The organism is Psychrobacillus insolitus (assembly GCF_003254155.1).
In the GTDB taxonomy this organism is placed as follows: domain Bacteria; phylum Bacillota; class Bacilli; order Bacillales_A; family Planococcaceae; genus Psychrobacillus; species Psychrobacillus insolitus.
In genome coordinates, this window is the sequence record NZ_QKZI01000001.1 from 123,965 (window position 1) to 150,096 (window position 26,132).

At 36.8% G+C, this 26,132-nt stretch carries 26 protein-coding genes, 2 tRNA genes and 1 riboswitch; of the genes, 27 read left to right on the top strand and 1 reads right to left on the bottom strand.

The window, feature by feature from the left end; genetic code table 11:
* Window positions 1–18 precede the first annotated feature (18 nt).
* The 6 genes from C7437_RS00555 to C7437_RS00580 all read left to right on the top strand — a co-directional run bounded on the left by C7437_RS00555 (window position 19) and on the right by C7437_RS00580 (window position 6,551).
* Window positions 19–792, top strand: coding sequence for an enoyl-CoA hydratase (locus C7437_RS00555; protein WP_111437709.1), 774 nt, complete (start codon window positions 19–21; stop codon window positions 790–792).
* 27 nt (window positions 793–819) lie between these two features.
* Window positions 820–1,593: an electron transfer flavoprotein subunit beta/FixA family protein gene (locus C7437_RS00560; RefSeq protein ID WP_111437710.1), complete on the top strand. Its 774-nt coding sequence runs from the start codon at window positions 820–822 to the stop codon at window positions 1,591–1,593.
* Window positions 1,594–1,669: 76 nt separating this feature from the next.
* Window positions 1,670–2,647 (top strand): electron transfer flavoprotein subunit alpha/FixB family protein, encoded by a 978-nt coding sequence (locus C7437_RS00565; protein ID WP_111437711.1) that lies wholly within the window; start codon window positions 1,670–1,672, stop codon window positions 2,645–2,647.
* Window positions 2,648–2,765: 118 nt separating this feature from the next.
* Window positions 2,766–3,080, top strand: a complete 315-nt coding sequence (gene trxA, locus C7437_RS00570) for a thioredoxin (protein WP_111437712.1) — start codon at window positions 2,766–2,768, stop codon at window positions 3,078–3,080.
* Between the two features lie 90 nt (window positions 3,081–3,170).
* Entirely contained in the window at window positions 3,171–4,943 is a 1,773-nt protein-coding gene (uvrC, locus tag C7437_RS00575; RefSeq protein ID WP_111437713.1) for an excinuclease ABC subunit UvrC, read from the top strand.
* A gap of 110 nt (window positions 4,944–5,053) precedes the next feature.
* A riboswitch (Lysine riboswitch) is annotated at window positions 5,054–5,232 on the top strand.
* Window positions 5,233–5,333: 101 nt separating this feature from the next.
* The gene (locus C7437_RS00580; RefSeq protein ID WP_111437714.1) at window positions 5,334–6,551 is read left to right on the top strand and encodes an aspartate kinase; all 1,218 of its coding nucleotides are present in this window, start codon (window positions 5,334–5,336) and stop codon (window positions 6,549–6,551) included.
* 41 nt (window positions 6,552–6,592) lie between these two features.
* On the opposite strand, the gene C7437_RS00585 is transcribed toward C7437_RS00580, so the two are convergent.
* Window positions 6,593–7,006, bottom strand: a complete 414-nt coding sequence (locus C7437_RS00585; protein ID WP_111437715.1) for a YslB family protein — start codon at window positions 7,004–7,006, stop codon at window positions 6,593–6,595.
* Window positions 7,007–7,286: 280 nt separating this feature from the next.
* On the opposite strand from C7437_RS00585, the gene C7437_RS00590 reads away from it, so the two are divergent.
* From C7437_RS00590 to clpX, 21 genes are all read left to right on the top strand, one after another.
* On the top strand, window positions 7,287–7,898 hold the full coding sequence (locus tag C7437_RS00590) for a succinate dehydrogenase cytochrome b558 subunit (RefSeq protein WP_111437716.1): 612 nt from the start codon (window positions 7,287–7,289) through the stop codon (window positions 7,896–7,898).
* Between the two features lie 33 nt (window positions 7,899–7,931).
* Complete coding sequence (gene sdhA, locus C7437_RS00595; RefSeq protein ID WP_111437717.1) at window positions 7,932–9,680, top strand: succinate dehydrogenase flavoprotein subunit; 1,749 nt, start codon at window positions 7,932–7,934, stop codon at window positions 9,678–9,680.
* 15 nt (window positions 9,681–9,695) lie between these two features.
* A complete protein-coding gene (gene sdhB / locus C7437_RS00600; RefSeq protein WP_111437718.1) occupies window positions 9,696–10,472 on the top strand; it encodes a succinate dehydrogenase iron-sulfur subunit in 777 nt (258 codons plus the stop codon).
* Between the two features lie 241 nt (window positions 10,473–10,713).
* Entirely contained in the window at window positions 10,714–11,163 is a 450-nt protein-coding gene (locus C7437_RS00605; RefSeq protein WP_111437719.1) for an acyl-CoA thioesterase, read from the top strand.
* Between the two features lie 59 nt (window positions 11,164–11,222).
* Window positions 11,223–11,453, top strand: coding sequence for a helix-turn-helix domain-containing protein (locus tag C7437_RS00610; protein WP_111437720.1), 231 nt, complete (start codon window positions 11,223–11,225; stop codon window positions 11,451–11,453).
* A 72-nt stretch (window positions 11,454–11,525) separates the two neighbouring features.
* Entirely contained in the window at window positions 11,526–11,984 is a 459-nt protein-coding gene (locus C7437_RS00615; protein ID WP_111437721.1) for a MarR family winged helix-turn-helix transcriptional regulator, read from the top strand.
* Between the two features lie 9 nt (window positions 11,985–11,993).
* Window positions 11,994–12,791, top strand: a complete 798-nt coding sequence (racE, locus tag C7437_RS00620) for a glutamate racemase (protein WP_111437722.1) — start codon at window positions 11,994–11,996, stop codon at window positions 12,789–12,791.
* Window positions 12,792–12,866: 75 nt separating this feature from the next.
* Window positions 12,867–13,628, top strand: a complete 762-nt coding sequence (rph, locus tag C7437_RS00625; protein WP_111437723.1) for a ribonuclease PH — start codon at window positions 12,867–12,869, stop codon at window positions 13,626–13,628.
* On the top strand, window positions 13,625–14,227 hold the full coding sequence (locus C7437_RS00630) for an XTP/dITP diphosphatase (protein ID WP_111437724.1): 603 nt from the start codon (window positions 13,625–13,627) through the stop codon (window positions 14,225–14,227). Before rph ends, C7437_RS00630 begins: the two co-directional genes overlap by 4 nt.
* A 9-nt stretch (window positions 14,228–14,236) precedes the next feature.
* On the top strand, window positions 14,237–14,734 hold the full coding sequence (locus tag C7437_RS00635; protein WP_111437725.1) for a metallophosphoesterase family protein: 498 nt from the start codon (window positions 14,237–14,239) through the stop codon (window positions 14,732–14,734).
* A 398-nt stretch (window positions 14,735–15,132) separates the two neighbouring features.
* On the top strand, window positions 15,133–15,942 hold the full coding sequence (locus C7437_RS00640; RefSeq protein ID WP_111437726.1) for an ABC transporter ATP-binding protein: 810 nt from the start codon (window positions 15,133–15,135) through the stop codon (window positions 15,940–15,942).
* A gap of 22 nt (window positions 15,943–15,964) precedes the next feature.
* Entirely contained in the window at window positions 15,965–16,798 is an 834-nt protein-coding gene (locus C7437_RS00645; protein ID WP_111437727.1) for an ABC transporter permease, read from the top strand.
* Window positions 16,799–16,874: 76 nt separating this feature from the next.
* Entirely contained in the window at window positions 16,875–18,218 is a 1,344-nt protein-coding gene (locus tag C7437_RS00650) for an LLM class flavin-dependent oxidoreductase (RefSeq protein WP_111437728.1), read from the top strand.
* Between the two features lie 11 nt (window positions 18,219–18,229).
* Window positions 18,230–19,243, top strand: coding sequence for an ABC transporter substrate-binding protein (locus C7437_RS00655; RefSeq protein WP_111437729.1), 1,014 nt, complete (start codon window positions 18,230–18,232; stop codon window positions 19,241–19,243).
* A 51-nt stretch (window positions 19,244–19,294) separates the two neighbouring features.
* Complete coding sequence (locus C7437_RS00660) at window positions 19,295–20,644, top strand: LLM class flavin-dependent oxidoreductase (RefSeq protein WP_111437730.1); 1,350 nt, start codon at window positions 19,295–19,297, stop codon at window positions 20,642–20,644.
* 192 nt (window positions 20,645–20,836) lie between these two features.
* Window positions 20,837–21,376: an NADPH-dependent FMN reductase gene (gene ssuE / locus C7437_RS00665; RefSeq protein ID WP_111437731.1), complete on the top strand. Its 540-nt coding sequence runs from the start codon at window positions 20,837–20,839 to the stop codon at window positions 21,374–21,376.
* Window positions 21,377–21,577: 201 nt separating this feature from the next.
* Window positions 21,578–21,651 (top strand) — tRNA-Arg (locus tag C7437_RS00670).
* Between the two features lie 283 nt (window positions 21,652–21,934).
* A tRNA-Arg gene (locus C7437_RS00675) sits at window positions 21,935–22,008 on the top strand.
* A gap of 111 nt (window positions 22,009–22,119) precedes the next feature.
* On the top strand, window positions 22,120–23,133 hold the full coding sequence (locus C7437_RS00680; protein WP_111437732.1) for an outer membrane protein assembly factor BamD: 1,014 nt from the start codon (window positions 22,120–22,122) through the stop codon (window positions 23,131–23,133).
* Window positions 23,134–23,264: 131 nt separating this feature from the next.
* Window positions 23,265–24,551, top strand: coding sequence for a trigger factor (gene tig / locus C7437_RS00685; protein WP_111438944.1), 1,287 nt, complete (start codon window positions 23,265–23,267; stop codon window positions 24,549–24,551).
* 166 nt (window positions 24,552–24,717) lie between these two features.
* Window positions 24,718–25,986, top strand: a complete 1,269-nt coding sequence (clpX, locus tag C7437_RS00690) for an ATP-dependent protease ATP-binding subunit ClpX (RefSeq protein ID WP_111437733.1) — start codon at window positions 24,718–24,720, stop codon at window positions 25,984–25,986.
* The last annotated feature ends 146 nt before the right edge of the window (window positions 25,987–26,132 follow it).

Sequence of the window (26,132 nt, forward strand, 5' to 3'; positions counted from 1 at the left end):
CGAAGGGGAAGTTGAAAGATGGAGTTTTTGTCATGGACTATTGCGGATGGGGTAGCGACAGTTACGATTAACCGTCCACCTGCAAATGCATTAGCACGAGGGGTAATTTTAGAAGTAAATGAAATGCTAGATGCAGTTGAACATGATGACTCTGTACGAGTGATTTTGTTGAAAGGGGAAGGAAGATTCTTTTCTGCAGGAGCAGATATAAAAGAATTTACTTCTATTCCATCAGGTAAGGAATTTTCTGAGCTTGCAGCAAGTGGTCAAGTAGTTTTCGAAAAAGTAGAACGATTTCCAAAACCAGTAATTGCTGCAATTCATGGTGCTGCCCTTGGTGGAGGTTTAGAACTAGCGATGAGTTGTCATATTCGACTAGTTTCTGAAACTGCTAAAATTGGACTACCAGAATTACAATTAGGGCTAATTCCTGGTTTTGCTGGTACACAACGTCTACCACGTTATGTAGGATTCGCTAAAGCTGCAGAAATGTTACTTTCTAGTGATCCGATTAGCGGAAAAGATGCAGCGCAGTTTGGACTTGCAAATCATGCATATCCTGAAGAAGAATTGTTTGAACGAGCTCAGGAACTTGCTTCTAAAATAGCAAAGAAAAGTCCTGTCTCGGTAAAAGTAGCACTAAATCTACTTCAATATGTTAAGCCTCAATCATATTATGATGGAGTAACAGCTGAAGCAAATTCATTTGGAACAGTCTTTGATTCTGAAGACGCCAAAGAAGGTATTTCAGCATTTTTAGAAAAAAGACAACCAGTTTTTAAAGGGAAATAACAAAAATAAGCATCGGGGGACTTCTAAATGAATATTTATGTATTAGTGAAACGTACATTTGACACAGAGGAAAAAATTGTTGTAAGTGGCGGTAAAATTCAAGAAGACGGGGCAGAATTCATCATCAATCCATACGATGAATATGCAATTGAAGAAGCAATTCAAGTTCGTGACGCACAAGGTGGAGAAGTGACGGTTCTTACACTTGGTGGCGAAGATGCTGAAAAACAATTACGTACTGCGCTAGCAATGGGTGCTGATAAAGCAGTACTTATAAATATAGAAGACGATTTAGAGGAAGTAGATCAATTTGCAGCGGCATTTATTATTTCCGAGTATCTAAAAGACAAGAACCCGGATTTAATATTAGCTGGTAATGTAGCAATTGACGGTGGCTCAGGACAAGTTGGACCACGTCTTGCTGAACTACTTGGTATTAACTATGTAACTACTATTACTAATCTTGAAATTGACGGGACAACTGTAACGATTAAACGTGATGTAGAAGGAGATACAGAAGTATTAGAAACTTCACTACCACTATTAGTTACAGCTCAACAAGGATTAAACGAACCGCGTTATCCTTCATTACCAGGAATTATGAAAGCGAAGAAAAAACCACTTGAAGAAGTGGAACTAGATGATCTTGATATTGATGAAGATGATGTAGAAGCAAAAATTGAAACAATTGAAATTTATTTACCTCCTAAAAAGGAAGCTGGAAAAGTATTAGCGGGTGACCTAGCTGACCAAGTGAGAGAGCTAGTTGAGTTACTTCATTCGGAAGCAAAAGTTATTTAATCTTTTTCAAGAAGACACGCATTGGCGAATTTGATTTGAACTCACATTCATATTCATAAATAGGAGGAAAAAAACCATGTCTAAAAAAGTATTAGTTTTAGGGGAAGCACGTGAAGGTGCTTTACGTAATGTATCATATGAAGCAATCGCTGCTGCAAAGACAATTTCTGGCGGTGGAGAAGTAGTTAGTGTACTATTAGGAGATTCAGTGAAAGATTTAGCTGGGGAACTAGTAAAATTTGGAGCAGATCGCGTTATTACTGTGGAACACCCACATTTAAAACAATATACTTCAGATGGTTATGGACAAGCTATATTAGCGGTTATCGAGCAAGAAAGTCCAGAAGCAATCGTATTTGGTCACACAGCTTTAGGAAAAGATTTATCTCCTAAAATTGCTAGTAAACTACAAATAGGTTTAGTTTCAGATGTTACTTCAATAGAAGGAGAAGGCGATGATGCAGTTTATATTCGTCCGATCTACTCTGGTAAAGCTTTCGAAAAGGTCAAAGTGAAGAATGGTATTCAGTTCATTACAATTCGCCCGAACAATATTGCACCACTTGTAAAAGATGATAGCAAAACAGGGGACGTAACTTCACTATCTGTAGATATTACGAGCCTTCGTACAATTATTAAAGAAGTTGTACGTAAATCTTCTGAAGGTGTAGATTTATCGGAAGCAAAAGTTGTTATCGCTGGTGGTCGTGGAGTGAAGAGTGAAGAAGGATTCAAACCATTACAAGAGCTTGCTAATGTACTTGGTGGAGCTGTTGGAGCATCACGCGGTGCATGTGATGCTGACTACTGTGATTACTCATTACAAATTGGGCAAACTGGTAAAGTAGTAACACCAGACCTTTACATTGCTGCTGGTATTTCTGGAGCAATCCAACATCTAGCTGGTATGTCTAACTCGAAAATTATTGTTGCGATCAATAAAGATCCGGAAGCAAATATTTTCAAAGTTGCTGACTATGGTATCGTTGGAGACCTATTCGAAGTTATTCCAATGCTTACTGAAGAGTTCAAAAAATTAAAAGTAAACGCATAAGTATAGTAACTCGACTCTGTAAAAGGAGTCGAGTTTTTTTGTTTGCAAGCTAAATTGTAGATAGACTTCTGTCTCTCTGCTATAATCAAAACATAGTTTGACGAAGGAGGAAATTTAAATGACAATTGTACATGCAACAGATAATAGTTTTCCACAAGATATTGAAAAAGGTCTAGTATTAGTAGACTTTTGGGCAACATGGTGTGGGCCTTGTAAAATGATCGCTCCTGTTTTAGAGGAACTAGACGCTGAAATGAGCGAAACAGTTAAAATCGTAAAAGTAGACGTAGATGCTAACCAAGCAACTGCAAGTCAATTCGGTATTATGTCTATTCCAACTTTACTAATATTTAAAGATGGTCAACCAGTAGACAAAGTTGTTGGCTTCCAACCAAAAGAAGCTTTAGTGCAATTAGTACAAAAAAACGCATAATATGAAAGGCGGGTTCCTCTAAGGTTCCCGTTTTTTTTTACAAATTTAAGATAGTAAAATGCTTTTTTACTAGCATGAGCGGGTGAAAATATGAATGAATTAATCGAACAAAAATGTGCGATCCTACCAGATCAGCCAGGTTGTTATTTGATGAAAGATAGACAAGGAACGATTATATATGTAGGGAAAGCAAAAATATTAAAAAATCGTGTGCGCTCCTATTTTACAGGGTCTCACGATGGAAAAACACAAAGGCTTGTACAAGACATAGTTGACTTCGAATATATCGTTACATCGTCAGAGCTGGAAGCGTTAATACTGGAACTTCATCTTATAAAAAAACATGATCCCAAGTATAATGTTATGCTAAAAGACGATAAAACGTACCCATACATTAAGATTACGGCCGAACAAAATCCAAAGCTTATCATTACAAGGCAAGTAAAAAAAGACAAAGGGAAATATTTTGGACCCTATCCAAATTCACACGCTGCGCATGAAACAAAAAAACTACTAGATCGTTTATATCCGCTTAGAAAGTGCCAAAAGTTGCCAAGTAGAGTTTGTTTGTATTTTCATATGGGGCAATGTTTAGCACCATGTGTGAAGGAAGTTGAGGATTCCACTTATAGCGAAATAATCCATGAAATTTCAAGTTTCCTAAATGGTGGACATTCGCAAGTGAAAAATGATTTATCGGTGAAAATGCATGCTGCTGCCGAAAGCTTAGAATTTGAACGAGCGAAAGAATATCGAGATCAAATATCACATATTGAACTTGTGATGGAAAAGCAAAAAATGACAATGAATGATTTTACAAGTCGTGACGTATTTGGGTACACAGTTGATAAAGGATGGATGTGTGTCCAAGTATTCTTTATCCGCCAAGGGAAACTGATTGAAAGAGATGTATCATTATTTCCTATGTATCGTGATCCAGACGAGGAGTTTCTTACATTTTTAGGTCAATTTTATGCGAAACCTGAGCATATTAAGCCAAAAGAGATTTATGTACCTATTGATACAGATATACAGTTAGCTACTGACCTTTTAGAATTAAAAGTTATTGTGCCGCAAAAAGGGGCAAAAAAGAATTTAGTTGAACTGGCGGAAAAAAATGCTGTATTAGCTTTAAGTGAGAAATTCCATCTTATTGAAAGACAAGAAGAGCGAACTATAGGTGCTGTTGAAGAATTGGGAGAAATCATAGGTATTGCGACGCCAAGTCGTATAGAAGCATTTGATAATTCCCATATCCATGGGACAGATGCTGTTTCCGCTATGGTGGTTTTTGTCGATGGTAGAGCGTATAAAAAAGATTATCGAAAATATAAAACAAAAACTGCTGCCAAACATGATGATTACGGTGCGATGAGAGAAGTTGTCCGTAGAAGATATATAAGGGTTTTAAAAGAAGATCTTCCATTGCCGGATTTAATCATCATTGACGGTGGGAAAGGTCAAATAGAAGCTGCACGCGAAATAATTGAAGATGAGTTAGGTTTAGACATCCCGATTGCAGGACTTGCAAAGGATGGAAAACATCAAACTTCCCAACTAATTTATGGCGATCCTCTTGGACTAATCCCTATGAAACGGACTAGTGAGGCCTTTTATTTATTGCAAAGAATTCAAGATGAGGTCCATCGTTTTGCGATTACATTCCATAGACAACAAAGGGGAAAAAATTCAATTTCATCTTCACTTGATGGAATTGAAGGAATTGGTCCAATACGAAAAAAAATGCTCTTAAAACATTTTGGTTCCCTAAAAAAAATGCAGGCTGCAGATAAAGATGCATTTATAGAATCGGGACTAAGTGAGAAGTTAGCTACTATGATGGTAGAACATTTTCAAAAATAGTCTATTGTCTTCTGATTAGCCTTATGGTATGTTTGTTACAATTTCATATTCGCTTTTTACACTATTTACTAGTGAATTCCGGAGACAAATATGCTTTGGTGTAATTAATAAGTGAAGATAGAGGTGCGGATAGATAATAGTATTCAACAGGAGGATGAGAAGATCTGCTGATTGTTGACGAAAGGGTCGTTCGCCGAAATATAGAAAGGCTTTTCCTTTTCTATATTGGTGCTACATTTAACAAATGTAGGATTGTCAGAATATGGTATTCTGGAGGGCTATCTCAAATGGACAATTTTTTGACCTAAATTGAGACAATGCTTTTCACGAAATGTGAAAGGCATTTTTTTTACCCTACAGACTCAGATTGCAAAAAGGGAGAAGATATTCTTGAGTAAAATTGTAATGAAGTTTGGTGGTACGTCTATTGCAACAACAGATAAAATTAAACATGTTGCAACTCGTATTAGTAAAGAAAAAGCAGCGGGACATGAAATTGTCGTCGTCGTATCTGCAATGGGCAAAACAACGGACGAATTAGTTCGATTGGCAAATGAAATATCAGAAAATCCTTCAAAAAGAGAAATGGATATGCTTCTATCTACTGGTGAACAAGTAACGATGGCATTACTTGCAATCCAATTAAACCAATTGGGTCATGAAGCAATTTCTTTAACAGGATGGCAAGCAGGGCTACAAACTGATTTAGTACATCGGAATGCCCGAATAGAAAAATTAGATGCAAAAAATATTTTAAATTTACTTTCGGACAATAAAATTGTCATTGTCGCTGGTTTTCAAGGGGTCTCAGCGGACGGGCAAATAACGACGCTTGGCCGAGGGGGATCAGATACTACTGCTGTAGCAATTGCAGCATCTATAGAAGCTGATGTGTGCGATGTATATACGGATGTGGATGGTATTTATACATCTGACCCAAGATTTGTACCGACTGCAAGGAAATTAGACGAACTAGAGTATGACGAAATGTTAGAACTTGCTAATCTAGGAGCGGGAGTTTTATCGCCACGAGCAGTAGAATTTGCAAAAAATCATAAAATTCCTTTACGTGTACGTTCTAGTTATAATGAAGGTATTGGAACAGTTTTGAAGGGGGAAGTAGACTTGGAAAATAATCTAGTTGTTCGAGGGGTAGCATTTGAAGCAGACATTGTTCGATTAACGATGGAATATGAAGTGCCATTCAATGACTCCCTAGCGAAAATTTTTACAACACTCGCTGCTAATCATATTAACGTTGATATTATTGTTCAATCTATTGTCGATGGCAAAAAACCTACAGTATCTTTTTCGATTAAAAAGGAATGGTTAGCTGAAACGATTACAGTTTTAGAATCTAACAAAGAGGCACTAGGATTTACATTTGCAGATTTTGAAGTAGGACTTGCAAAAGTATCAATTGTGGGTTCTGGTATGGTTTCCAACCCTGGAGTGGCTGCCCAGATGTTTGATCGTCTTCAAAAAGAAAGTATTCCAGTCAAAATGGTTAGCACCTCTGAGATAAAAGTTTCAGTTGTTATTCCACAAGATGACATGATTCGCGCTGCAAATGCGCTTCATGATGAATTTGGTTTAGCGTTGGTATAAATATAAGTAAAAGGGCTATCCAATTTGGATAGCCCTTTTACTTATATGATTGTTTTTACATCCCACTTTAACTGGAATGTAACGATGCCATTTTTTTTAACTTGTTCATCATAGCATTCTGTTAAAAAACCACTGATTTTTTGTTGTTGTTCCGCAAGAAAACCCGCTTCTAATCGATGTGTTCTACTTACTCCACTTTGTGGGAGATTGTACGTTTGTAAACTATAGTAAGCAGAATCTTTTGTCGTTTTGTCGAGGGTTAAAGTTCCCCAACCTGCTTGTTGAAAGAAAGTTATTGCTTCTTCCATTATGTATAATGGGAATTTACGAGCAAGATCCTTACCTGCCCAATATAAAATATCTTTTTCATGTTTTCCAAGAATAGAAGCAAGTACGTGATCTCTAATTAGTTCATATCCAAAGGAGGTTACATGCGATTGTTCCTCTTCATTCATGTAGCATCACTTCTTTCGTATGTAATCAACCTATTTTAACAAAAATAATACTATGAGTATACGAGTAGTTTGTGAAAATAATTACAATTTGCAACATGAAAATGAAATATAAAAGATTCAGTAAAATCGCCAAGATGTCTTGACGCTCTAAATTGTTGAGAGTACAATGGTTATGTCTTAAATTCGTAACATGATGATGTGAACAGTCTATGTATTCTATTTTTTTTACTCTGATAGAAATCTGTTCAGAACATTGCAAAATCCGAGGGGGGTAACTGTTTTGTCGAAAGATCGCGAATTTTATTGGCGCCGATTACACTCACTATTGGGAATTATTCCTGTAGGACTGTTTTTGACGCAACATTTAGTAGTTAACCATTTTGCTACTAGAGGAGAAGAATCATTTAATGCTGCAACACATTTTATGGAGAGTTTACCGTTTAAAATATTTTTAGAGATATTCGTAATCTTCTTGCCATTAATGTTCCATGCTTTTTATGGTGTTTATATTGCATTTACAGCGAAGAATAACACGAAAAACTTTGGTACTCTACGTAATTATTTATTTGTTTTACAACGCTTTACGGGAATTTTTCTTGTCGTGTTTATTGTATGGCATGTATTTGAAACAAGATTCCAAGCCGCAATTGGAGCAAAAGAAGTTAATTTTAATATGATGGCAGAGATTTTATCAAATCCGTGGATGTTAGGGTTCTATATTGTAGGTGTTATTTCAGCTACATTCCATCTTGCTAACGGAATTTGGTCCTTCTTAGTAAGTTGGGGTATTACTCAATCTGCACAATCACAAAAAATTGCTACATATGTAACATTAGTAATCTTCTTAGCGTTATCGGTAGTTGGTGTACAAGCTCTTTTAGCATTCGTATAAGAACTACTACTTAAATGAGGAGTGAGATATAGCATGGCGAAAAGTAAACTTATTGTTGTCGGCGGTGGATTAGCCGGATTAATGGCAACAATGAAAGCGGCCGAAGATGGTACGCATGTAGATCTATTTTCATTAGTTCCAGTAAAACGTTCCCACTCAGTTTGTGCGCAAGGCGGCATAAACGGGGCAGTAAATACAAAAGGTGAAGGAGATTCACCGACAGTTCACTTAGATGACACTGTATATGGTGGAGACTTCTTAGCAAATCAACGTCCAGTAAAAGCAATGGCAGATGCTGCACCAGGGATCATATCATTATTTGATCGTATGGGTGTAATGTTTAACCGTACTCCAGAAGGATTGTTAGACTTCCGTCGTTTCGGTGGAACAATGATGCACCGTACAGCTTTCGCTGGTGCAACTACTGGTCAACAATTACTTTATGCTTTGGATGAGCAAGTGCGTAGTCATGAAGTAGCAGGTCTTGTAACGAAATTTGAAGGATGGGAATTCCTTGGAATAGTTAAAGACAATGAAGGCGTTTGTCGTGGTATTAAGGCACAAAACCTTCAAACTATGGAAATTAAAGTATTCCGTGGAGATGCGGTTATTATGGCTACTGGTGGTCCTGGGATTATTTTCGGGAAAACTACTAACTCTATTATTAACACTGGTTCTGCAGCATCAATCGTATATCAACAAGGGGCTTACTATGCAAATGGAGAATTTATTCAAATTCACCCAACTGCAATCCCTGGTGACGATAAATTACGATTAATGTCAGAGTCTGCACGTGGTGAAGGTGGACGTATTTGGACATATAAAGACGGTAAACCTTGGTACTTCCTAGAAGAAAAATATCCTGCATACGGTAATTTAGTTCCACGTGATATTGCAACACGTGAAATCTTCGACGTATGTGTTAACCAAAAACTTGGTATCAACGGAGAAAACATGGTATATCTAGATCTTTCACATAAAGATCCACATGAACTAGATGTTAAACTTGGTGGTATCATCGAAATTTATGAAAAATTCACTGGTGATGACCCTCGTAAAGTACCAATGAAAATCTTCCCAGCAGTTCACTATTCTATGGGCGGACTTTGGGTTGATGATGATCAAATGACGAACATTCCTGGTCTATTTGCTGCAGGTGAATGTGATTATTCACAACATGGTGCAAACCGTTTAGGAGCTAACTCATTACTATCTGCTGTATTTGGCGGAAGTGTTGCAGGCCCTAATGCAGTTAAATATATGAAGAATCTTAAAACTCATGTGGAAGATATGGACTCTGCTATTTTTGATGCAGAGATTAAACTTGAGCAAGAGAAATGGGATAAAACAATAGCGATGCAAGGTACTGAAAATGCTTACTTGATTCACAAAGAATTAGGTGAGTGGATGACTGATAACGTAACCGTTGTTCGTTATAATGACAGACTTGAAGCTACGGATAAGAAAATTCAAGAGTTACTTGAAAGATATGAGCATATTAATATGGATGATACGCAACAATGGTCTAACCAAGGTGCATCATTTACACGTCAATTAAAAAATATGCTTTACTTAGCACGAGTAATTACTCTAGGAGCGCTTAACCGAAATGAGAGTCGTGGTGCACATTACAAACCTGATTTCCCAGAACGTAATGATGAAGAGTTCTTGAAGACAACAATGGCTAAATACGACCCAGCTACTGGAGCTCCGATTTTCCATTTTGAAGAAGTAGAGATATCTCTTATTGCACCTCGTAAACGTGATTATTCTGCTACTTAAAGGAGAGAATTAAAGATGGTTACAGCAACTGAAACAAAAAAAGTACAAATTGAAATATTTCGTCAAGATACACCAGAGTCTACACCTTATTGGGAAAAGTTCGAAGTAAACTATCGTCCAAATATGAACGTTATTTCTGCATTAATGGAAATTCGTCAAAACCCTATAAATGTTGATGGAAAAGCAACAACACCTGTAGCTTGGGATATGAGTTGTTTAGAAGAAGTATGTGGTGCCTGTTCAATGGTAATTAATGGTCGTCCTCGTCAATCTTGTTCAGCACTAATTGATCAATTGACACAACCGATTCAATTAGCACCAATGAAAACGTTCCCAGTCGTTCGTGACCTTCAAGTTGATAGAACTCGCATGTTTGATTCTTTGAAAAAAGTAAAAGCATGGGTTCCAATTGATGGTACGTATGATCTTGGAGAAGGTCCACGTATGCCAGAACGCAAACGTCAATGGGCTTATGAATTATCTAAATGTATGACTTGTGGTGTTTGTTTAGAAGCTTGTCCAAACGTAAGCAGTGGTTCAAGCTTCATGGGACCAGCTCCACTTTCTCAAGTACGTCTATTTAATGCACATCCAACTGGTTCTATGAACAAAGATGAGCGTTTGAATGAAATTATGGGAGATGGAGGCCTTGCAAACTGTGGTAACGCACAAAACTGTGTTGTTGCATGTCCTAAAGGTATTCCGTTAACTACTTCTATCGCTGCATTAAACCGCGATACAACAGTTCAAATGTTCAAAAACTTCTTCGGAAGCGACCACATGGTTGACTAAAAAGAAATGCGTAAGCGCCTATGTCTGACCCGACAAGTAAATGAGAAGATTTGTAGTCCAACTTGTTGGACGGAAAAGATTCACATTTAACCTCGAGGGTCAAGGCTGCGTGCGCTAGACATGTTAGAAATCCGTAAGTGCAATACTAAAAGATCTGTGTAGAATTTTATATTCTATGCAGATCTTTTTCTTTTTTGGTACAATAAATGAATAACTATTCATTACAAAGGGGATTGGGAGAATGAGAGCAAATTATATAGAAAATGAAGCAAAATGGGAAAAGGGGTTTTCTTTTTATTCAGAAGTCAGTGTACGTTTTTCTGAAACGGATATGTATGGTCATTTAAATAATACGGTAAACTTCGCATATATGGAATATGCACGAATTGAATATTTTAAGCATATTGAATTAATGAATGACTGGTTAAACCCAAAAGGTGAAAAAATTCCAGTGGTAGCTGATTTACAATGTGATTATGTGAAGCAAGTGTTTTTCGATGAAAAACTACGTATCTATGTAAAAGCGAACTCGGTTGGCTCATCATCGGTTGATATACATTACTTGGCGAAAAATGAAACTGGAGAAATTGTCTTTACCGGAAGAGGTACTATTGTTCAAATTGACAAGAAAACAGGTAAAGGTTCAAAATGGTCGGAAAGTGAAAAAGAAATTTTCAAAAAGAGTATGTAACTAGCCGTCACCTCCTTTCTTATCTCAACATACGTTAGTAGGAGAGTGGATAGGGGGCTATGGCATTGTTTGATAGTAATCAGCATCGATCAATTTTAACAAATCGAGAACGTCAAATTTTTCAATTGTTAGTGCAAGATCAATCGACAAAAGAAATTTCTGTTCAGTTATCAATTAGTGAAAAAACAGTTCGAAATCATATATCTAATACAATTCAAAAATTGGGTGTATCGGGTAGATCACAAGCTATCTTAGAATTATTACGATTAGGTGAATTATCGTTGAATTAAGTGGAATCCTTGCCATTTTTCTCAGAACACGTACAATAAGTAGTATGCGATGTTTTGAGGAGTGAAGGATTTATGATAGAAGAAAATGATATTGTTATCCATGACCAAAAAGAAGTTGCTTTTTTAGAAAAAGAGCTTAGACATATATCGGGCATTGTAAAGCAAAAAGGGCGTCAAATATTAAACGCCTATACAATTACTCCTCCGCAGTTTGTTGCATTGCAGTGGCTTCTTGAACTTGGAGATATGACAATTGGTGACTTATCAAATAAAATGTATTTAGCATTTAGTACGACGACAGATTTAATCGATCGCATGGAAAAAAGTGAACTTGTTCAAAGAGTAAGAGATGAACAAGACCGTCGTGTTGTACGTATACATTTGCTAAAAGAAGGCGAACGTATAATTGAAGAAGTTATTGATAAGCGCCAGCACTATTTAAAAGACATACTTGGACAATTTAATACAGACGAAGTATCAAATTTATCCATATTACTAGAAAAATTACATCAAGAGATGAAAAAGAACTGAGGAATTCAATTGAAAGCCCCTATAGGTGTTATAGACTCTGGAGTTGGTGGATTAACAGTTGCAAAAGAAATAATGCAATTGTTACCCGATGAAGAAATTATTTATATTGGTGATACAGCAAGATGCCCTTATGGACCACGTTCCGCAGAAGAGGTAAGAAAATTCACATGGCAACTTGCACTGGCTTTATCTAAAATGAACATTAAAATGCTTGTTATTGCATGCAATACGGCTACCGCAGTAGCGTTAAAATCGTTAAATAAAAAAATGGCTTTCCCTGTAATCGGTGTAATCTTCCCTGGAGCAAGAGCAGCTATTAAAGCAACGAAAACACACGAAATCGTAGTGCTAGGCACAAGTGGTACGGTTAAAAGTGGTGCTTATGAAAATGCAATAGCTGCTCTTAATACTTCAAGTAAGGTTATACCTTTAGCATGCCCTACTTTTGTACCACTTGTTGAAAGTAATGAATATGAAGGGGAATTTGCGCGCAAAATGGTATATGATACACTGTTGCCATTAAAGGACGAACAGTTTGATACTGTCATTCTGGGGTGTACGCATTATCCATTATTACAAAAGCATATTGAAGAGGCTGTTGGGGATAAAGTAAAAGTGCTATCCTCTGCGCAGGAGACTGCCCATGAAGTATTGGACTATCTCGATTACCATAATATGCATTATCCTATTAAAGGGAAGAAATCACCTATTTTTTATACAACAGGATCTGTTCCAATTTTTAAAACGATAGTAGAAAAATGGTTAGAAATTCCGAATGCAGATGTAAGAACAATATCATTCAATTGAAACCCTGTTAAATAGAGAATCCTCGAATACTGGGGTTTTCTTTTGGATAAGGGTCATTTGACAAAGGGGAAGTTTATGATTAGAAACGATGGACGAGCAGCAAATGAGTTAAGAGATATTCAGATTGAAAAAGATTATTTAATTCACCCAGAAGGATCGGTATTAATAACAGTTGGGCGTACGAAAGTTATTTGTAATGCAACGATTGAAGATCGTGTGCCACCTTTTTTAAGAGGACAAGGAAAAGGGTGGATTACAGCAGAATATTCAATGCTTCCTCGTGCGACAGAATCACGTACGCAGCGTGAAGCGTCAAAAGGAAAAGTAACGGGTCGTACAATGGAAATCCAACGCTTAATAGGACGAGCTTTACGTTCTGTAGTAGATTTAGAAAGTATTGGAGAGAAAACGATTTGGGTGGACTGTGACGTGATCCAGGCGGATGGTGGTACTAGAACAGCTAGTATAACTGGAGCGTTTGTAGCATTAACAATTGCACTGAATAAATTATATGAAGATAAAAAACTGGCTGTATTCCCAATAAAAGAATATTTAGCCGCTACAAGTGTTGGAGTCATTGAAAATGTTGGAGTTGTTTTAGATTTAAATTACTTAGAAGATTCAACAGCGGCAGTGGACATGAACATCGTTCAAACAAGCAGTGGTGAATTTGTAGAGCTTCAAGGGACAGGTGAAGAAGCAACTTTTTCTAAAAAAGAACTTCTTGAACTGTTGGAATTTGGAGAAATAGGTATTCAACAATTGATTCAAGCTCAACGTGAAGCATTAGGAGAATTGGCGGAAAAAATCGGAGGGAAACGAGGAGACGCTAAATGAAAAAAATAATTATAGCTACACAAAATAAAGGGAAAGCTAAAGATTTTGAAGCCCTTTTTGGCCCACTTGGATATGAAATATTAACATTGCATGATGTAGCCGAGGATATGGATGTCGAAGAAACCGGTTCTACTTTCGAAGAAAACGCTCTGTTAAAAGCAACTGCTCTTGCGAATCATTTACAAACAATTGTCATTGCTGATGATAGTGGACTAGAAATTGATGCTTTAGACGGACGACCAGGCATATATTCTGCACGATATGCAGGAGAAGCTAAGAGTGATGAAGCAAATATGGAAAAAGTATTAAAAGAGCTTGAAAACGTAAAAGAATCTGATCGTACGGCAAGATTCGTCTGTGCAATTGCAGTAGCCTCTCCTTCGAATGAACCATTCACGATGAGAGGTACTTGTGAGGGAATCATAGCGACAGAACGCAAAGGGGAAAATGGATTTGGGTATGATCCAATCTTTTTCGTGCCTGCTGAAAACAAAATGATGGCAGAGCTTACAACAGAACAAAAAGGCGCTATTTCTCATCGAGGAAATGCGCTGAAAAAACTTGCGTCAAATCTAGATGATTTGTTTTTTAAGGCATAGGCAAGAGTGATGAAAATACTAGTTATTAGTGATACCCATTATGACACAGATACAATGGAGCAAGTGATTCATCATCACACTGAGGTAGATGCTATTATTCATTGCGGGGATAGTGAATTGGATCGTGCTTATTTTGATGGCAGTTCTGTTCAAGTTGTCCGTGGAAATTGCGATTTCGATTTGAACTTTCCAGAGGAAATTATTGTTCCAGTAGAAACAGAAAAGATTTTGATTGTGCATGGACATAAGCATCGTGTCAAAACCACGTTGTTACCGTTAATTTACCGTGCGCAAGAAATACAAGCCTCTATTGTTTGTTTTGGACACTCTCATATCCTTGGAGCAGAGTTGAATAACGGTATTTTATTTGTGAATCCAGGAAGCTTACATATGCCTCGTGGCAGGAAAGAAAAAAGCTATGCACTTATTGAAAAAAGTGAAGCTATTTGTATGGTAACTTTCTATTCTTCTGAGAATAAAATAATAGAACAAGTGAATTTTTTTTAGAAAAAATTTAATTTTTCAATTTTTTCTTGACAATTTTTTTCTTTATGGTAAATTAAGTGTATAAGTTTAGTGGGTATTACAAGCAGATTTGTATATGACAGGCTGATTAGTCAAGCTAAAGGCCCCTATTTCAATCGTATGATTGAATAGGGGCCTTTGTGTTGAATGTATTAAGCTATTAAATACACTGTTAATTAAATAAGATGTATATTACTTCTGCTCACTGGATCAACCAGAGGCTCAGATGACAAACGCTAGTCGTTGTTATCTGAGCCTCTTTTGATTAAACAAACTAGAGGCAGCGAGTAACCTTACGTATTATATATTAACGCATACCTACACCTATAAACCAACTAAGCTTATTCGTTTAGTATTGAATGGAGAATGGAGTGAATTAAATGGCAACTGCTGAAAAAATTAGATTTGAGCGTGTCACAAAAACCTTTACGGTTCGTGATACAGAACAAAAAGGTGCAATGAAAGAATTTACTGCGGTAAAGGAGTTGGATTTTAATGTAAAAGAAGGTGAGTTTGTCACGTTGGTAGGTCCGAGTGGATGTGGAAAATCTACTTTGCTTGATTTACTTGGTGGATTAACGACACCGACACGTGGACGCATATTAATTGATGGGAAAGAAATTACAGGTCCAGGACTTGATCGTGGTACTGTCTTCCAGCAGTATGCGCTATTTCCATGGAAGACAGCACGTGGCAATATTGAATTTGGCTTAGAGGCAAAAGGGGTGCCAAAACATGAACGTAAAGAGCAAGCAAATCATTTCCTCTCTTTAGTTGGACTTAGTGATTTTGGAGAACGCTATCCACATGAATTGTCGGGTGGTATGAAGCAACGTGTTGCGATCGCTAGAAGTCTAGCGTTTAATCCGGATGTTTTGCTAATGGATGAACCTTTTGCAGCACTGGATGCGCAAACTCGTGAATCTTTGCAAAGTGAGCTTTTACGTATTTGGCAGAAAACGAAGAAAACGATTATTTTTATCACGCATGGGATCGATGAAGCAGTCTATTTAGGAGAACGTGTAGTAGTTTTGACGCCGAATCCTGGAATGGTGAAAAAGATTGTGGATATTCCACTCAAGAATCGTTTAGAGGATGCGGATATTCGATCCCATCCAGATTTTGTGAAAGCACGACACGAAGTTTGGAGCCTGCTACATGAAGCTGAGTACCTAGGTGCAAATATATAAAAGGAAAGAGGAGATTATTTATATGGTAACGATAGAAAAGCATGTTAGTTCAGCTCCGAAGCTGATCAAACAAAAAGAATTTGGGTTTTCTGGATTGCAAAAAGTAGCGAAACAATCTATTGTATTAGTCGCATTGTTCTTGCTGTGGGAAATAGCACCGCGGATTGGCTTAGTAGACCCAGCGTTCTTCCCTTCTTTTTCAAATGTAGTAATTGCTTGGTGGAACCTGGTTATCTCTGGTGAGCTTTTTACTCATTTTTTAGCTAGTATCACTCGTTCGGTGAGTGGTTTTGGTCTAGCGGTACTTATTGCAATCCCATTAGGATTAATAATTGGCTGGTATCCACTCGCAAGAGAATTATTAAATCCAGTGATGGAATTATTCCGAAATACAGCCGCTTTAGCCTTACTACCAGTATTTATGTTACTACTAGGGATTGGTGAAACATCTAAAATTGCAATTGTCTTATTTGCCTGCACATGGCCTATTCTTCTAAACACAATCGCTGCAGTAGGAAACGTAGATCCATTACTGATTAAATCGGCACGCTCGATGAATATTTCTTCGTTTAAACTATTTCTGAAGGTAATATTACCTGCATCTGTGCCGACCATTTTTACCGGTATTCGTATGGCAGGAACCGGAGCTATTTTAGTGTTAATCGCAGCAGAAATGGTAGGAGCGAAAGAAGGATTAGGTTATTTAATTACTTATTCACAATACAACTTCCAAATTCCTGAAATGTATGCGGGTATTTTAACAATTGCTTTATTGGGAGTACTAATTAATCAAAGTTTAAGTATGCTAGAACGTAAATTTTCAAAATGGAAACAAAATCCGAATGGACAGAACTAAAATGCTATGTGAGTAAGTGGTATATTTTTTTAAATTAATCCTTACTAAATAAATATGATAAATAGGAGATGTTGGTATGACGAAAAAACAAATGAAATTAGGGGCCTTTATTAATTTACCTGGTCAACATGTAGCAAGTTGGAGATATCCTTCGACAGGGTCGAATCGTACATTTGATTTGGATTATTTAATTGAATTAGCAAAAACAGCCGAGCGCGGGAAATTCGATACAATTTTCTTTGCAGATGTATTTGGTCAAACGCTAGCGGAAAATTCACCTTCAGCATTGAAACTAGATCCAGTCATCATTCTATCGGCACTTGCAGCGGTTACTAAAAACATTGGTTTAACAGCTACATTGACAACTACTTACAACGAACCGTTTCATGTAGCACGTAAATTTAGTGCAATCGATCATTTATCGAAAGGTCGAGCAGCTTGGAACGTGGTCACTTCAGCGAATGCTAGCGAATCATTCTTGTTCGGTAAAGAAAAGCATTTAGAGCATGCAACACGATATGAACGAGCAGAGGAATTTGTTGACGTTGTTAAGAAATTATGGTTTTCAATAGAAGATGAGGCGCTTGTAATTGATAAAGAAAAAGGCCAATTTTTAGACTTGGAGAAAGTACATCCAGTTGACCATGAAGGGAAATGGTTCAAAGTACAGGGAACGCTCGATTCAGCTTCTACACCGCAAGGACACCCAGTTATTGTTCAGGCAGGATCATCTGAAGCGGGAAAAGAACTTGCTGCAAAAACGGCGGAGGTTATTTTTACAGCATGGCAAACACTAGAAGATGCACAAATATTCTATCGCGATGTAAAAGGTCGTCTTGCAAAATATGGTCGTCAGCCAGATGATTTAAAAATTATGCCGGGTGTATTTATTACCGTGGGGAAAACAGAAAAAGAGGCACTTGCTAAACAGAAAGAGTTGAATAGCTATATTTTACCTGAGGTAGGTCTTGCTTATTTATCGAACTTCATTGGTGTGGATTTAACAGGATATGATGTGAATGCACCTCTTCCAAATTTTGGGGAGATGGAAGATAAAACAAATCCTCAAATTCGTACTAATATCATTAGAGATATTGCAGCGCGTGAAAATTTACACACATTACGTGAAGTATATGAGCGTATTGCAGGAGCAAGAGGTCACCGAGAAATTGTGGGAACACCTGAACAGATTGTAGATCAGTTAGAGGAGTGGTTCTTAAACGAAGGTGCAGATGGTTTTAATATTATGCCACCAACTTTTCCCGAGGGTTTTAACGATATTGTAGATTTAGTTATTCCAGAATTACAACGTAGAGGTTTATTCCGTACTGAATATGAGAGCAATACACTTCGCGGAAATTTAGGGCTTTCAGTACCAGTAAATCCAAATAAAAAACAAACTCAATCTGTGGGGAAATGAGGAGATATAAGATGAAAAAATTAGCATCATTTGTTTTGATAACAAGTTTAATAGGTAGTATTTTAGTGGGATGTTCATCAAATGACGATAAGGCGACTGCTAATGGAGAGGAAGATAAGTTACTCCAATACCAAAGTGCACCAGGCAGTGTGAGCTTTGCAGAACTGGCAGAGGGATTAGGATATCTAGGTGATTTGAAGTTGGATAATATAGGTGCTAGTACTGGTGGACCAGAGAGTATTCAACTGACAGGGACAAAACAAATAGATTTTGGCGCAGCATTCAATGGAGCAACTATAAAATCATATGCCCAGGGTGTAAAACTAGTAAATGTTGTTGGAAATTATGGTAGTGACGAAAATACGTTTATCGGAGCATATGTACTTGAGGGTAGTCCAATAAAATCCGCAAAAGATTTTATTGGTAAAAAAATTGGTGTAAATACTTTAGGAGCTCATTATGAGTTTGTAATCATAGATTATTTACGCCAAGGAGGCTTAACGGAAGAAGAAATGGCGGAAGTTCAATTAGTAACGATTCCTGCAACTAATGCGGAACAAACCTTACGAAATGAACAAATAGATGTGGTTTTATTTGGCGGTATTGCACGAGATCGGGCCATAGAAAAAGGTGGAATTGTGGAACTATTCAAAGATATTGAAGTATTTGGCTCAGAATTTACGGCCGGAGATTATTTCTTTACAGAGCAATATATTAAAGAAAATCCAAGTACTGTAAAACAGTTTGTTGAAGGGGTTTCAAAGGCAATCAATTGGGCACAAACGACACCTAGAGAAGAAGTGCTCGCGCAATTGGAGGCAATTGTTAAAGAACGTGAAGGTAATGAGCCAACGGAAAATCTGAAGTATTGGAAAAGCACAGGAATTGCTGAAACTGGTGGAGTTATTACAGAGTCAGAATATAGTGTTTGGATTGATTGGCTTGTGAAAAATGGAGAATTAAAAGAAGGGGAAGTAAAGGCCGAGGATTTATATACAAATGAATATAATCCTTTTGCTGAATAATTTTTTGTATTAATTCCGACTAAAATAATTTGTTAAAAAGGAGATGTTCGAATGACAGGAAAACAAATGAAATTAGGTGCATTTTTCATGCTACCAGGACATCATGTAGCGGCTTGGCGTCATCCGGAAGCACAGGCAGATCAAGTGTTAAATTTTGAGTTCATAAAACAACAAGCACTAACTGCGGAACGTGGTAAGTTCGATATGCTCTTTTTAGCAGACGGGGTAGCTGCTGGAGCTACAAGTAGTTCATTTGAACAACATGCAAGTGCCTACTTTGAACCTTTTACTCTATTGTCAGGATTAGCAACAGTAACAAAAAATATTGGGCTTGTTGGTACCGTATCAACAACGTTTAATGAACCATTCAACGTTGCGCGCAAATTTGCTTCACTTGATCATCTCAGCAATGGTCGGGCTGGGTGGAATGTTGTGACAAGTAGTGGTAAGGAAGCAGCACAAAACTTTGGTCAACAAGATGAATTATTGCATGAAAAACGCTATGAAAGAGCGCATGAATTTGTGGATGTTGTCACGAAGTTATGGGATAGCTGGGAAGACGATGCCATTGTCTACAACAAAGAGTCAGGACAGTATGCAGATGCTACTAAAGTGCATGCAATAAATCATGAAGGAGAATGGCTTTCGGTAGCGGGCCCATTAAATATTGCAAGACCAGTTCAAGGGCATCCGGTTGTCGTCCAGGCAGGATCTTCTGATGCAGGTAAAGAGTTAGCAGCACGTACAGCTGAAGTTGTCTTTACTGCTTGGCAAACAATAGAAGAAGCTCAAGCCTTTTATAGTGATGTGAAAGGGCGAATGGCGAAGTATGGAAGAAATCCTGATGAACTAAAAATTATGCCTGGCGTCTATCCAATCATCGGTCAAACAGAGAAAGAAGCACAAGAAAAACGTCAACAATTATTAGATTTAATTCCAGAATCAGTTGGTGTTTCTAGGTTATCTCAACAACTTGGTATCGATTTAAGTGGTTATCCAGTAGATGGACCATTACCTGAATTACCAGATGTTTCTCAAATAAATGGAAATAAAAGTCGCTTTCAATTAGTGAAAGATCTTGCCGACCGTGATGGTTTATCGATTCGTCAACTTTATCAGCATATTGCTGGAGCTCGTGGTCACAGGGAAATTATCGGGACACCAGAGCAGATTGCTGACCAATTACAAGAATGGTTTGAAAATGGTGCGGCGGATGGGTTCAATGTAATGCCTCCAGTATTCCCAGAAGGATTAAATGATTTTGTAGATTATGTCATTCCAGAGCTACAAAAACGTGGGATCTTCCGTGAAGAATACACAGGTACGACACTGCGTGAACACTTGGAATTGCAAAGACCAATCAGTCAATTTGCGAAAAAAGCTATCGCTGTAGAATCGTGAATAATAATGAAATCAAAATACATCCATTTTTTACACTGGAGAGAAAATTATAAAAATGTAAATTTACTGGTTACTTCAGGACGTACTGGAGCAGATGAATTATCTAACCTTTTTATTGTAGCTAATAAAAGAGATATAGATTTTCAACAATTCATCTGTAATCTGAGTAAATAAGCAAAGGAGAGAAAATGAATGGTCAAAGCAGTTATCATTAATGGAGGTAACAATAAAACATCTCGTTTAACGGGGATTCATCAATTTATAGAGTCTAATATGGCGCACGTTCAAGTTGCGACTGAGTCGATCTATGTGCACGAACTTCCTTCCAAGGATTTACTAACAGCAAATTTTGAGAGTGAAGAAATTATTCAAGCAAATCAGGTTGTAGCGAAGGCAGACATCATTTTTGTCCTGACACCAATTTATAAAGCTTCTTTTACTGGTATATTAAAAACTTATTTAGATGTCCTACCACAAAAGGCACTTGAAGGTAAAAAAATTGTCCCAATTGCCTTGGGTGGATCCATAGGTCATTTACTAGCAATTGAATATACATTGAAGCCAGTATTATCAGTACTTGGAGCAACAGAAATTTTGAATACGGTTTATATCATTGATCAGCAAATTGAACGGTTAGAAAACAACAAGTACAAAATTGCAGATGAAGCGATAAGCCGTATAAAAAAAGAGTTTCAAAACCTTCATATACATGAAGTTGTCCATATTTCATAAATGTAATCCCCCAAATAGTTTTGTGCTGTTGGGGGATTTGCTATTTTTAACGATGACTTCTCATTCAAAACGCCATAGATATGTTTAATATAGAAGAAAATTTATTTAATTTCAAGAATACTATTGCTTATTTCACATATATCATGTATATTAATTATTGTCGCTTCGATCAAATGTATATTGTTTTGGTTACAAGTACTTGTCTCAGTAGCTCAGCTGGATAGAGCAACGCCCTTCTAAGGCGTCGGTCGGGGGTTCGAATCCCTCCTGGGACATAAATTAATTCAACTGAACGAAAAAACCTCCAATCATTCGATTTGGAGGTTTTTTGTGTAAGAAAACAAATGCTTTAGAGTAGCAAGGATTGATTGTTTCATTCGGAAAAAGTGTGAACGGAAGTATTATTCGTATATATTTGGAGTAATTTAAAGTTCAAAAGAAAGTAAATATGCGATAAGTAGCAATTCTAGAAAAAAATTCTTAAATTCCTTTGACATTATTTTAATATCGATATATACTAAGTCTTGTCTTTCCTATCTGTGTGGTGGGGAAGTACTTGTCTCAGTAGCTCAGCTGGATAGAGCAACGCCCTTCTAAGGCGTCGGTCGGGGGTTCGAATCCCTCCTGGGACATAATTAATACAAAAAAATAGAAAAACCTTCTTTTTCAATATGAGAAAGAAGGTTTTTTTCTAAATTCGTACATACTATAGATAGAAAACAATCTGAAATGGGGGATTCTCCATGAAAAAGAAGAAGTATGGAAAGCTTCAAACAAAAGAGAACCTAATTGTGTTCCCAGGTACTGCTGAAAAGCTGATTGCAGATGGTATCGAATTTGCTGAAAATGGAAGTTATAAAAAAGCAGTAGATTTTTTCGATGAAGCAAAGGCCTATACGGAATTTGATGAAACGGCATTAACGGTTTATGCGTATGCTTTATTTGAAATTCGCAAATATGACGAGGCAAAGGAAGTTTGTAAAAAGTTACTGTATGAAGGATTTCCTTTATACGAACAAATTATGGAATTATATTTAACCATTTTAATTGAAATGAAAGAATTTAAAGAAGTGGATGAACTTTTAGATGTATTGATTGAAGAGGAAATATTTTCAGAAGAAAAAAAGAAAAACTTTGAACAATTAAAAGAATTGAGTATGCGTATATCAAATGATCAAGAAGTAGACACTGATGTAGATTTAGAATTAGAGGAAGTCCCTAGGATAGAACGTGAAAAGTATGTACTAGAGGCGTTTGTATCCAATAATGGGGGACAGCAGCATCAATTGATGTATGAGGCTTCTATGGGTGATTCTACCCGGATTATTCCGGAACTTATTGCAATTGTGCAAGATGCAAAAGGGATTCCTATTATTAAAACGTTAGCAATTCTTTTATTAAGTGCTGATGAGGTTGAGGAAGAAGTGTTAATCGAAAAATTCGGATTTAGTGAAAAAGTAATTCCAGTAAATCTTTCTCATCCAACGAAAACAGAAAAAATAGAAAAGGTATTTGCGTTAATAGAATTAAAATTAGATCAAGATCCTACTAAATTGGATCTTGCTTATCAAATGATTACTAGACATGCTTTTGCACTATTTCCTTTTGACTTTGGGAAGTTCGGAGTAGAAGAGATTGCAGATACGTACGTGAAATATATAAATCATTTGTTTGATAATGAACAAATGGATGAAAATGAGTTATATTATTTGATAAATTCATTAGAAGCAATGTATGATTTGATAGACAACGTTTAATGTTGAAACTCTAGTCATCTATGCTATAATATACAAGTTGTCAATTCAGTTATTGCAAGAACTGTCCATTATACTTATGATTAGGACAGCTTAAATATAGTAAATTATTTTTGGAGGTAGAATATATGTCAATGGATCAAGTAGTAAAATGGGAAAAACAAGAAGGAAACAATGGTTTATTAACTATTGAAGTTTCTGCAGAAGAAGTAACAAAAGGGTTAGACCAAGCGTTTAAAAAAGTAGTTAAACAAATTAACGTACCAGGTTTCCGTAAAGGGAAAATGCCACGTCAAATGTTTGAAAAAATGTACGGTGTAGAATCATTATACCAAGAAGCTTTAGATGTTATACTTCCACATGCTTATGGGCATGCTGTTGAAGATACAGGTATCGATCCTGTAGACCAACCAGAAATCGACATCGTAACGATGGAAAAAGGACAACCTTTAGTATTTACAGCTAAAGTTATTGTAAAACCTGAAGTTACTCTTGGAGATTATAAAGCTCTTGAAGTAACAAAGTTAGATACAGAAGTAACGGATGAAGATATCGCAGAACAACTAACAGCAGAGCAAACTCGTCTAGCTGAACTAGTAGTTAAAGAAGATGGAATCGTTGAAGGTGATACTGCTGTAATCGACTTCGAAGGATTTGTTGATGAAGTTGCTTTTGAAGGTGGAGCTGGAGAAGACTACCCACTAGAAATCGGTTCTAATTCTTTCATCCCAGGATTTGAAGAGCAATTAGTAGGCTTGAAAACGGGAGATGCTAAAGACGTAGAAGTAACATTCCCAGAAGAATATCATGCAGCTGAATTGGCTGGTAAAAAATCTACATTCAAAGTAACGATTAAAGAAGTAAAAGGGAAAGAACTTCCTGAACTAGATGATGACTTCGCTAAAGAAGTAGATGCTGAAGTTGATGGAATTGACGCTTTACGCACGAAACTTAAAGAAGCTGCTGCTGAAGAGAAAAAACAAACTTCTGCACAAACACTTCGCGATGAATTAGTAGAAGCTGCTGCTGCAAATGCTACAGTTGATATTCCAGAAGCAATGATTGCTGCTGAAGTTGATCGTATGTTAAAAGAGTTTGAACAACGCTTACAACAACAAGGTATGACACTTGAATTATACTTCCAATTCTCTGGTCAAGACGAGGACGCTCTTCGTACGCAAATGAATGAAGATGCACAAACTCGTGTAAAAGTTTCATTAACACTTGAAGCAATCGCAGAAAAAGAAGAAATTATAGTAACAGAAGAAGATCTTAATGCAGAAGTAGAAAAAATGGCTGCTCAATTCAACATGGCTGCTGAAGATATCAAAAAAGCTCTTGGTGGAACTTCAGTTCTTGAAAACGATCTTCGTTTCCAAAAAACAGTTGAGTTTTTAGTAGATAACGCTAAAATTTCATAATTTAAAATAAAAGCGTTATACTATAAAACAAGGCACAGTGATTTGTCTGTGCCTTGTTTTATCACATACATAATTTTTTAAACATTTAAACAACTTTACATAATCTTATTATTTGATTCCTTGTATAGAATCTTGTAAGATAATTTCTTGAATAGGGGTGAACATTTTGTTCAAATTTAATGATGAAAAAGGAAACTTAAAATGTTCTTTTTGTGGTAAACCACAAGAACAAGTTCGCAAGCTAGTTGCAGGACCAGGTGTATATATTTGTGATGAATGTATCGACTTGTGTTCAGAAATTGTTGAGGAAGAACTTGGTACTGACGAAGAAGTAGAATTCAAAGAAGTTCCAAAACCAAAAGAAATTCTATCTATCTTAGATGACTATGTAATTGGTCAAGAGCGAGCAAAAAAATCACTTGCTGTAGCTGTATATAACCACTATAAACGTATCAATTCAAATAGCGTAATCGATGAAGTCGAATTATCTAAATCTAATATTGTGTTAATTGGACCTACAGGAAGTGGTAAAACATTACTTGCACAAACGCTTGCACGTATTCTGAATGTACCGTTTGCTATTGCAGATGCAACTTCACTTACAGAGGCTGGTTATGTTGGGGAAGATGTAGAGAATATTCTATTGAAGCTTATCCAATCAGCGGACTATGATGTGGAACGAGCAGAAAAAGGAATCATCTATATCGATGAAATTGACAAAGTTGCACGTAAATCTGAAAATCCTTCTATTACTCGTGATGTTTCAGGTGAAGGTGTTCAACAAGCGTTACTTAAAATATTAGAAGGTACAGTTGCAAGCGTTCCGCCTCAAGGAGGACGTAAGCATCCTCATCAAGAATTCATCCAAATCGATACAACGAATGTACTATTTATCGTTGGTGGTGCTTTCGATGGAATCGAACAAATTATTAAACGTCGTTTAGGCGATAAAGTAATTGGTTTTGGAGCGAATCCTAACAAAGTGGCAGTCGAAGCAGGTTCTGTATTGTCTCAACTAATTCCAGAAGATTTGTTGAAATTTGGTCTAATTCCTGAATTTATCGGTCGTTTGCCAGTATTGGCTAGTCTAGAACAATTAGATGAAAAAGCACTTGTGCAAATATTAACAGAGCCAAAAAATGCATTAGTGAAGCAATACCAAAAAATGATTGAACTTGATAATGTGAAACTAACATTTGAAGATGAGGCATTAGTTGAAATTGCAAAACAAGCAATTGATCGCAAAACAGGAGCACGTGGGCTTCGTTCAATCATTGAAAACGTGATGCTCGATGTGATGTTTGAATTACCATCACGTGAGGATATCGTTGAATGTGTACTTACAAAAGAAACAATTTTAGAACAAGGTAAACCTAAGCTTATTTTAGCAGACGGATCTGTATTAGATAATGATAATGAGAAAACATCGGCTTAAATATTTGCTTATGAATAAGCTGGCTTCCAATCTGCGCATGCTTAGCGCATTCAAGGATGTCAGCTTTTTCTCTCTATTTTTGTTTGAAAAAAGCAACTGAGTAGTAAAGTATTCTGTTTAAATAGTAGGCATAGAGGACAGAATTA

Excerpts from the sequence above, each read along its gene's own strand:
- tig (WP_111438944.1), top strand. The coding sequence starts at position 23,265 with ATGGATCAAGTAGTAAAATGGGAAAAACAAGAAGGAAACAATGGTTTA.
- C7437_RS00680 (WP_111437732.1), top strand. The coding sequence starts at position 22,120 with ATGAAAAAGAAGAAGTATGGAAAGCTTCAAACAAAAGAGAACCTAATT.
- C7437_RS00660 (WP_111437730.1), top strand. The coding sequence starts at position 19,295 with ATGACAGGAAAACAAATGAAATTAGGTGCATTTTTCATGCTACCAGGA.
- C7437_RS00585 (WP_111437715.1), bottom strand. The coding sequence starts at position 7,006 with ATGAATGAAGAGGAACAATCGCATGTAACCTCCTTTGGATATGAACTA.
- C7437_RS00565 (WP_111437711.1), top strand. The coding sequence starts at position 1,670 with ATGTCTAAAAAAGTATTAGTTTTAGGGGAAGCACGTGAAGGTGCTTTA.
- C7437_RS00555 (WP_111437709.1), top strand. The coding sequence starts at position 19 with ATGGAGTTTTTGTCATGGACTATTGCGGATGGGGTAGCGACAGTTACG.
- C7437_RS00635 (WP_111437725.1), top strand. The coding sequence starts at position 14,237 with ATGAAAATACTAGTTATTAGTGATACCCATTATGACACAGATACAATG.
- ssuE (WP_111437731.1), top strand. The coding sequence starts at position 20,837 with ATGGTCAAAGCAGTTATCATTAATGGAGGTAACAATAAAACATCTCGT.
- C7437_RS00610 (WP_111437720.1), top strand. The coding sequence starts at position 11,223 with ATGGCATTGTTTGATAGTAATCAGCATCGATCAATTTTAACAAATCGA.
- uvrC (WP_111437713.1), top strand. The coding sequence starts at position 3,171 with ATGAATGAATTAATCGAACAAAAATGTGCGATCCTACCAGATCAGCCA.
- C7437_RS00615 (WP_111437721.1), top strand. The coding sequence starts at position 11,526 with ATGATAGAAGAAAATGATATTGTTATCCATGACCAAAAAGAAGTTGCT.
- C7437_RS00605 (WP_111437719.1), top strand. The coding sequence starts at position 10,714 with ATGAGAGCAAATTATATAGAAAATGAAGCAAAATGGGAAAAGGGGTTT.
- C7437_RS00650 (WP_111437728.1), top strand. The coding sequence starts at position 16,875 with ATGACGAAAAAACAAATGAAATTAGGGGCCTTTATTAATTTACCTGGT.
- sdhB (WP_111437718.1), top strand. The coding sequence starts at position 9,696 with ATGGTTACAGCAACTGAAACAAAAAAAGTACAAATTGAAATATTTCGT.
- C7437_RS00655 (WP_111437729.1), top strand. The coding sequence starts at position 18,230 with ATGAAAAAATTAGCATCATTTGTTTTGATAACAAGTTTAATAGGTAGT.
- C7437_RS00645 (WP_111437727.1), top strand. The coding sequence starts at position 15,965 with ATGGTAACGATAGAAAAGCATGTTAGTTCAGCTCCGAAGCTGATCAAA.
- sdhA (WP_111437717.1), top strand. The coding sequence starts at position 7,932 with ATGGCGAAAAGTAAACTTATTGTTGTCGGCGGTGGATTAGCCGGATTA.
- C7437_RS00640 (WP_111437726.1), top strand. The coding sequence starts at position 15,133 with ATGGCAACTGCTGAAAAAATTAGATTTGAGCGTGTCACAAAAACCTTT.
- C7437_RS00560 (WP_111437710.1), top strand. The coding sequence starts at position 820 with ATGAATATTTATGTATTAGTGAAACGTACATTTGACACAGAGGAAAAA.
- trxA (WP_111437712.1), top strand. The coding sequence starts at position 2,766 with ATGACAATTGTACATGCAACAGATAATAGTTTTCCACAAGATATTGAA.
- rph (WP_111437723.1), top strand. The coding sequence starts at position 12,867 with ATGATTAGAAACGATGGACGAGCAGCAAATGAGTTAAGAGATATTCAG.
- C7437_RS00630 (WP_111437724.1), top strand. The coding sequence starts at position 13,625 with ATGAAAAAAATAATTATAGCTACACAAAATAAAGGGAAAGCTAAAGAT.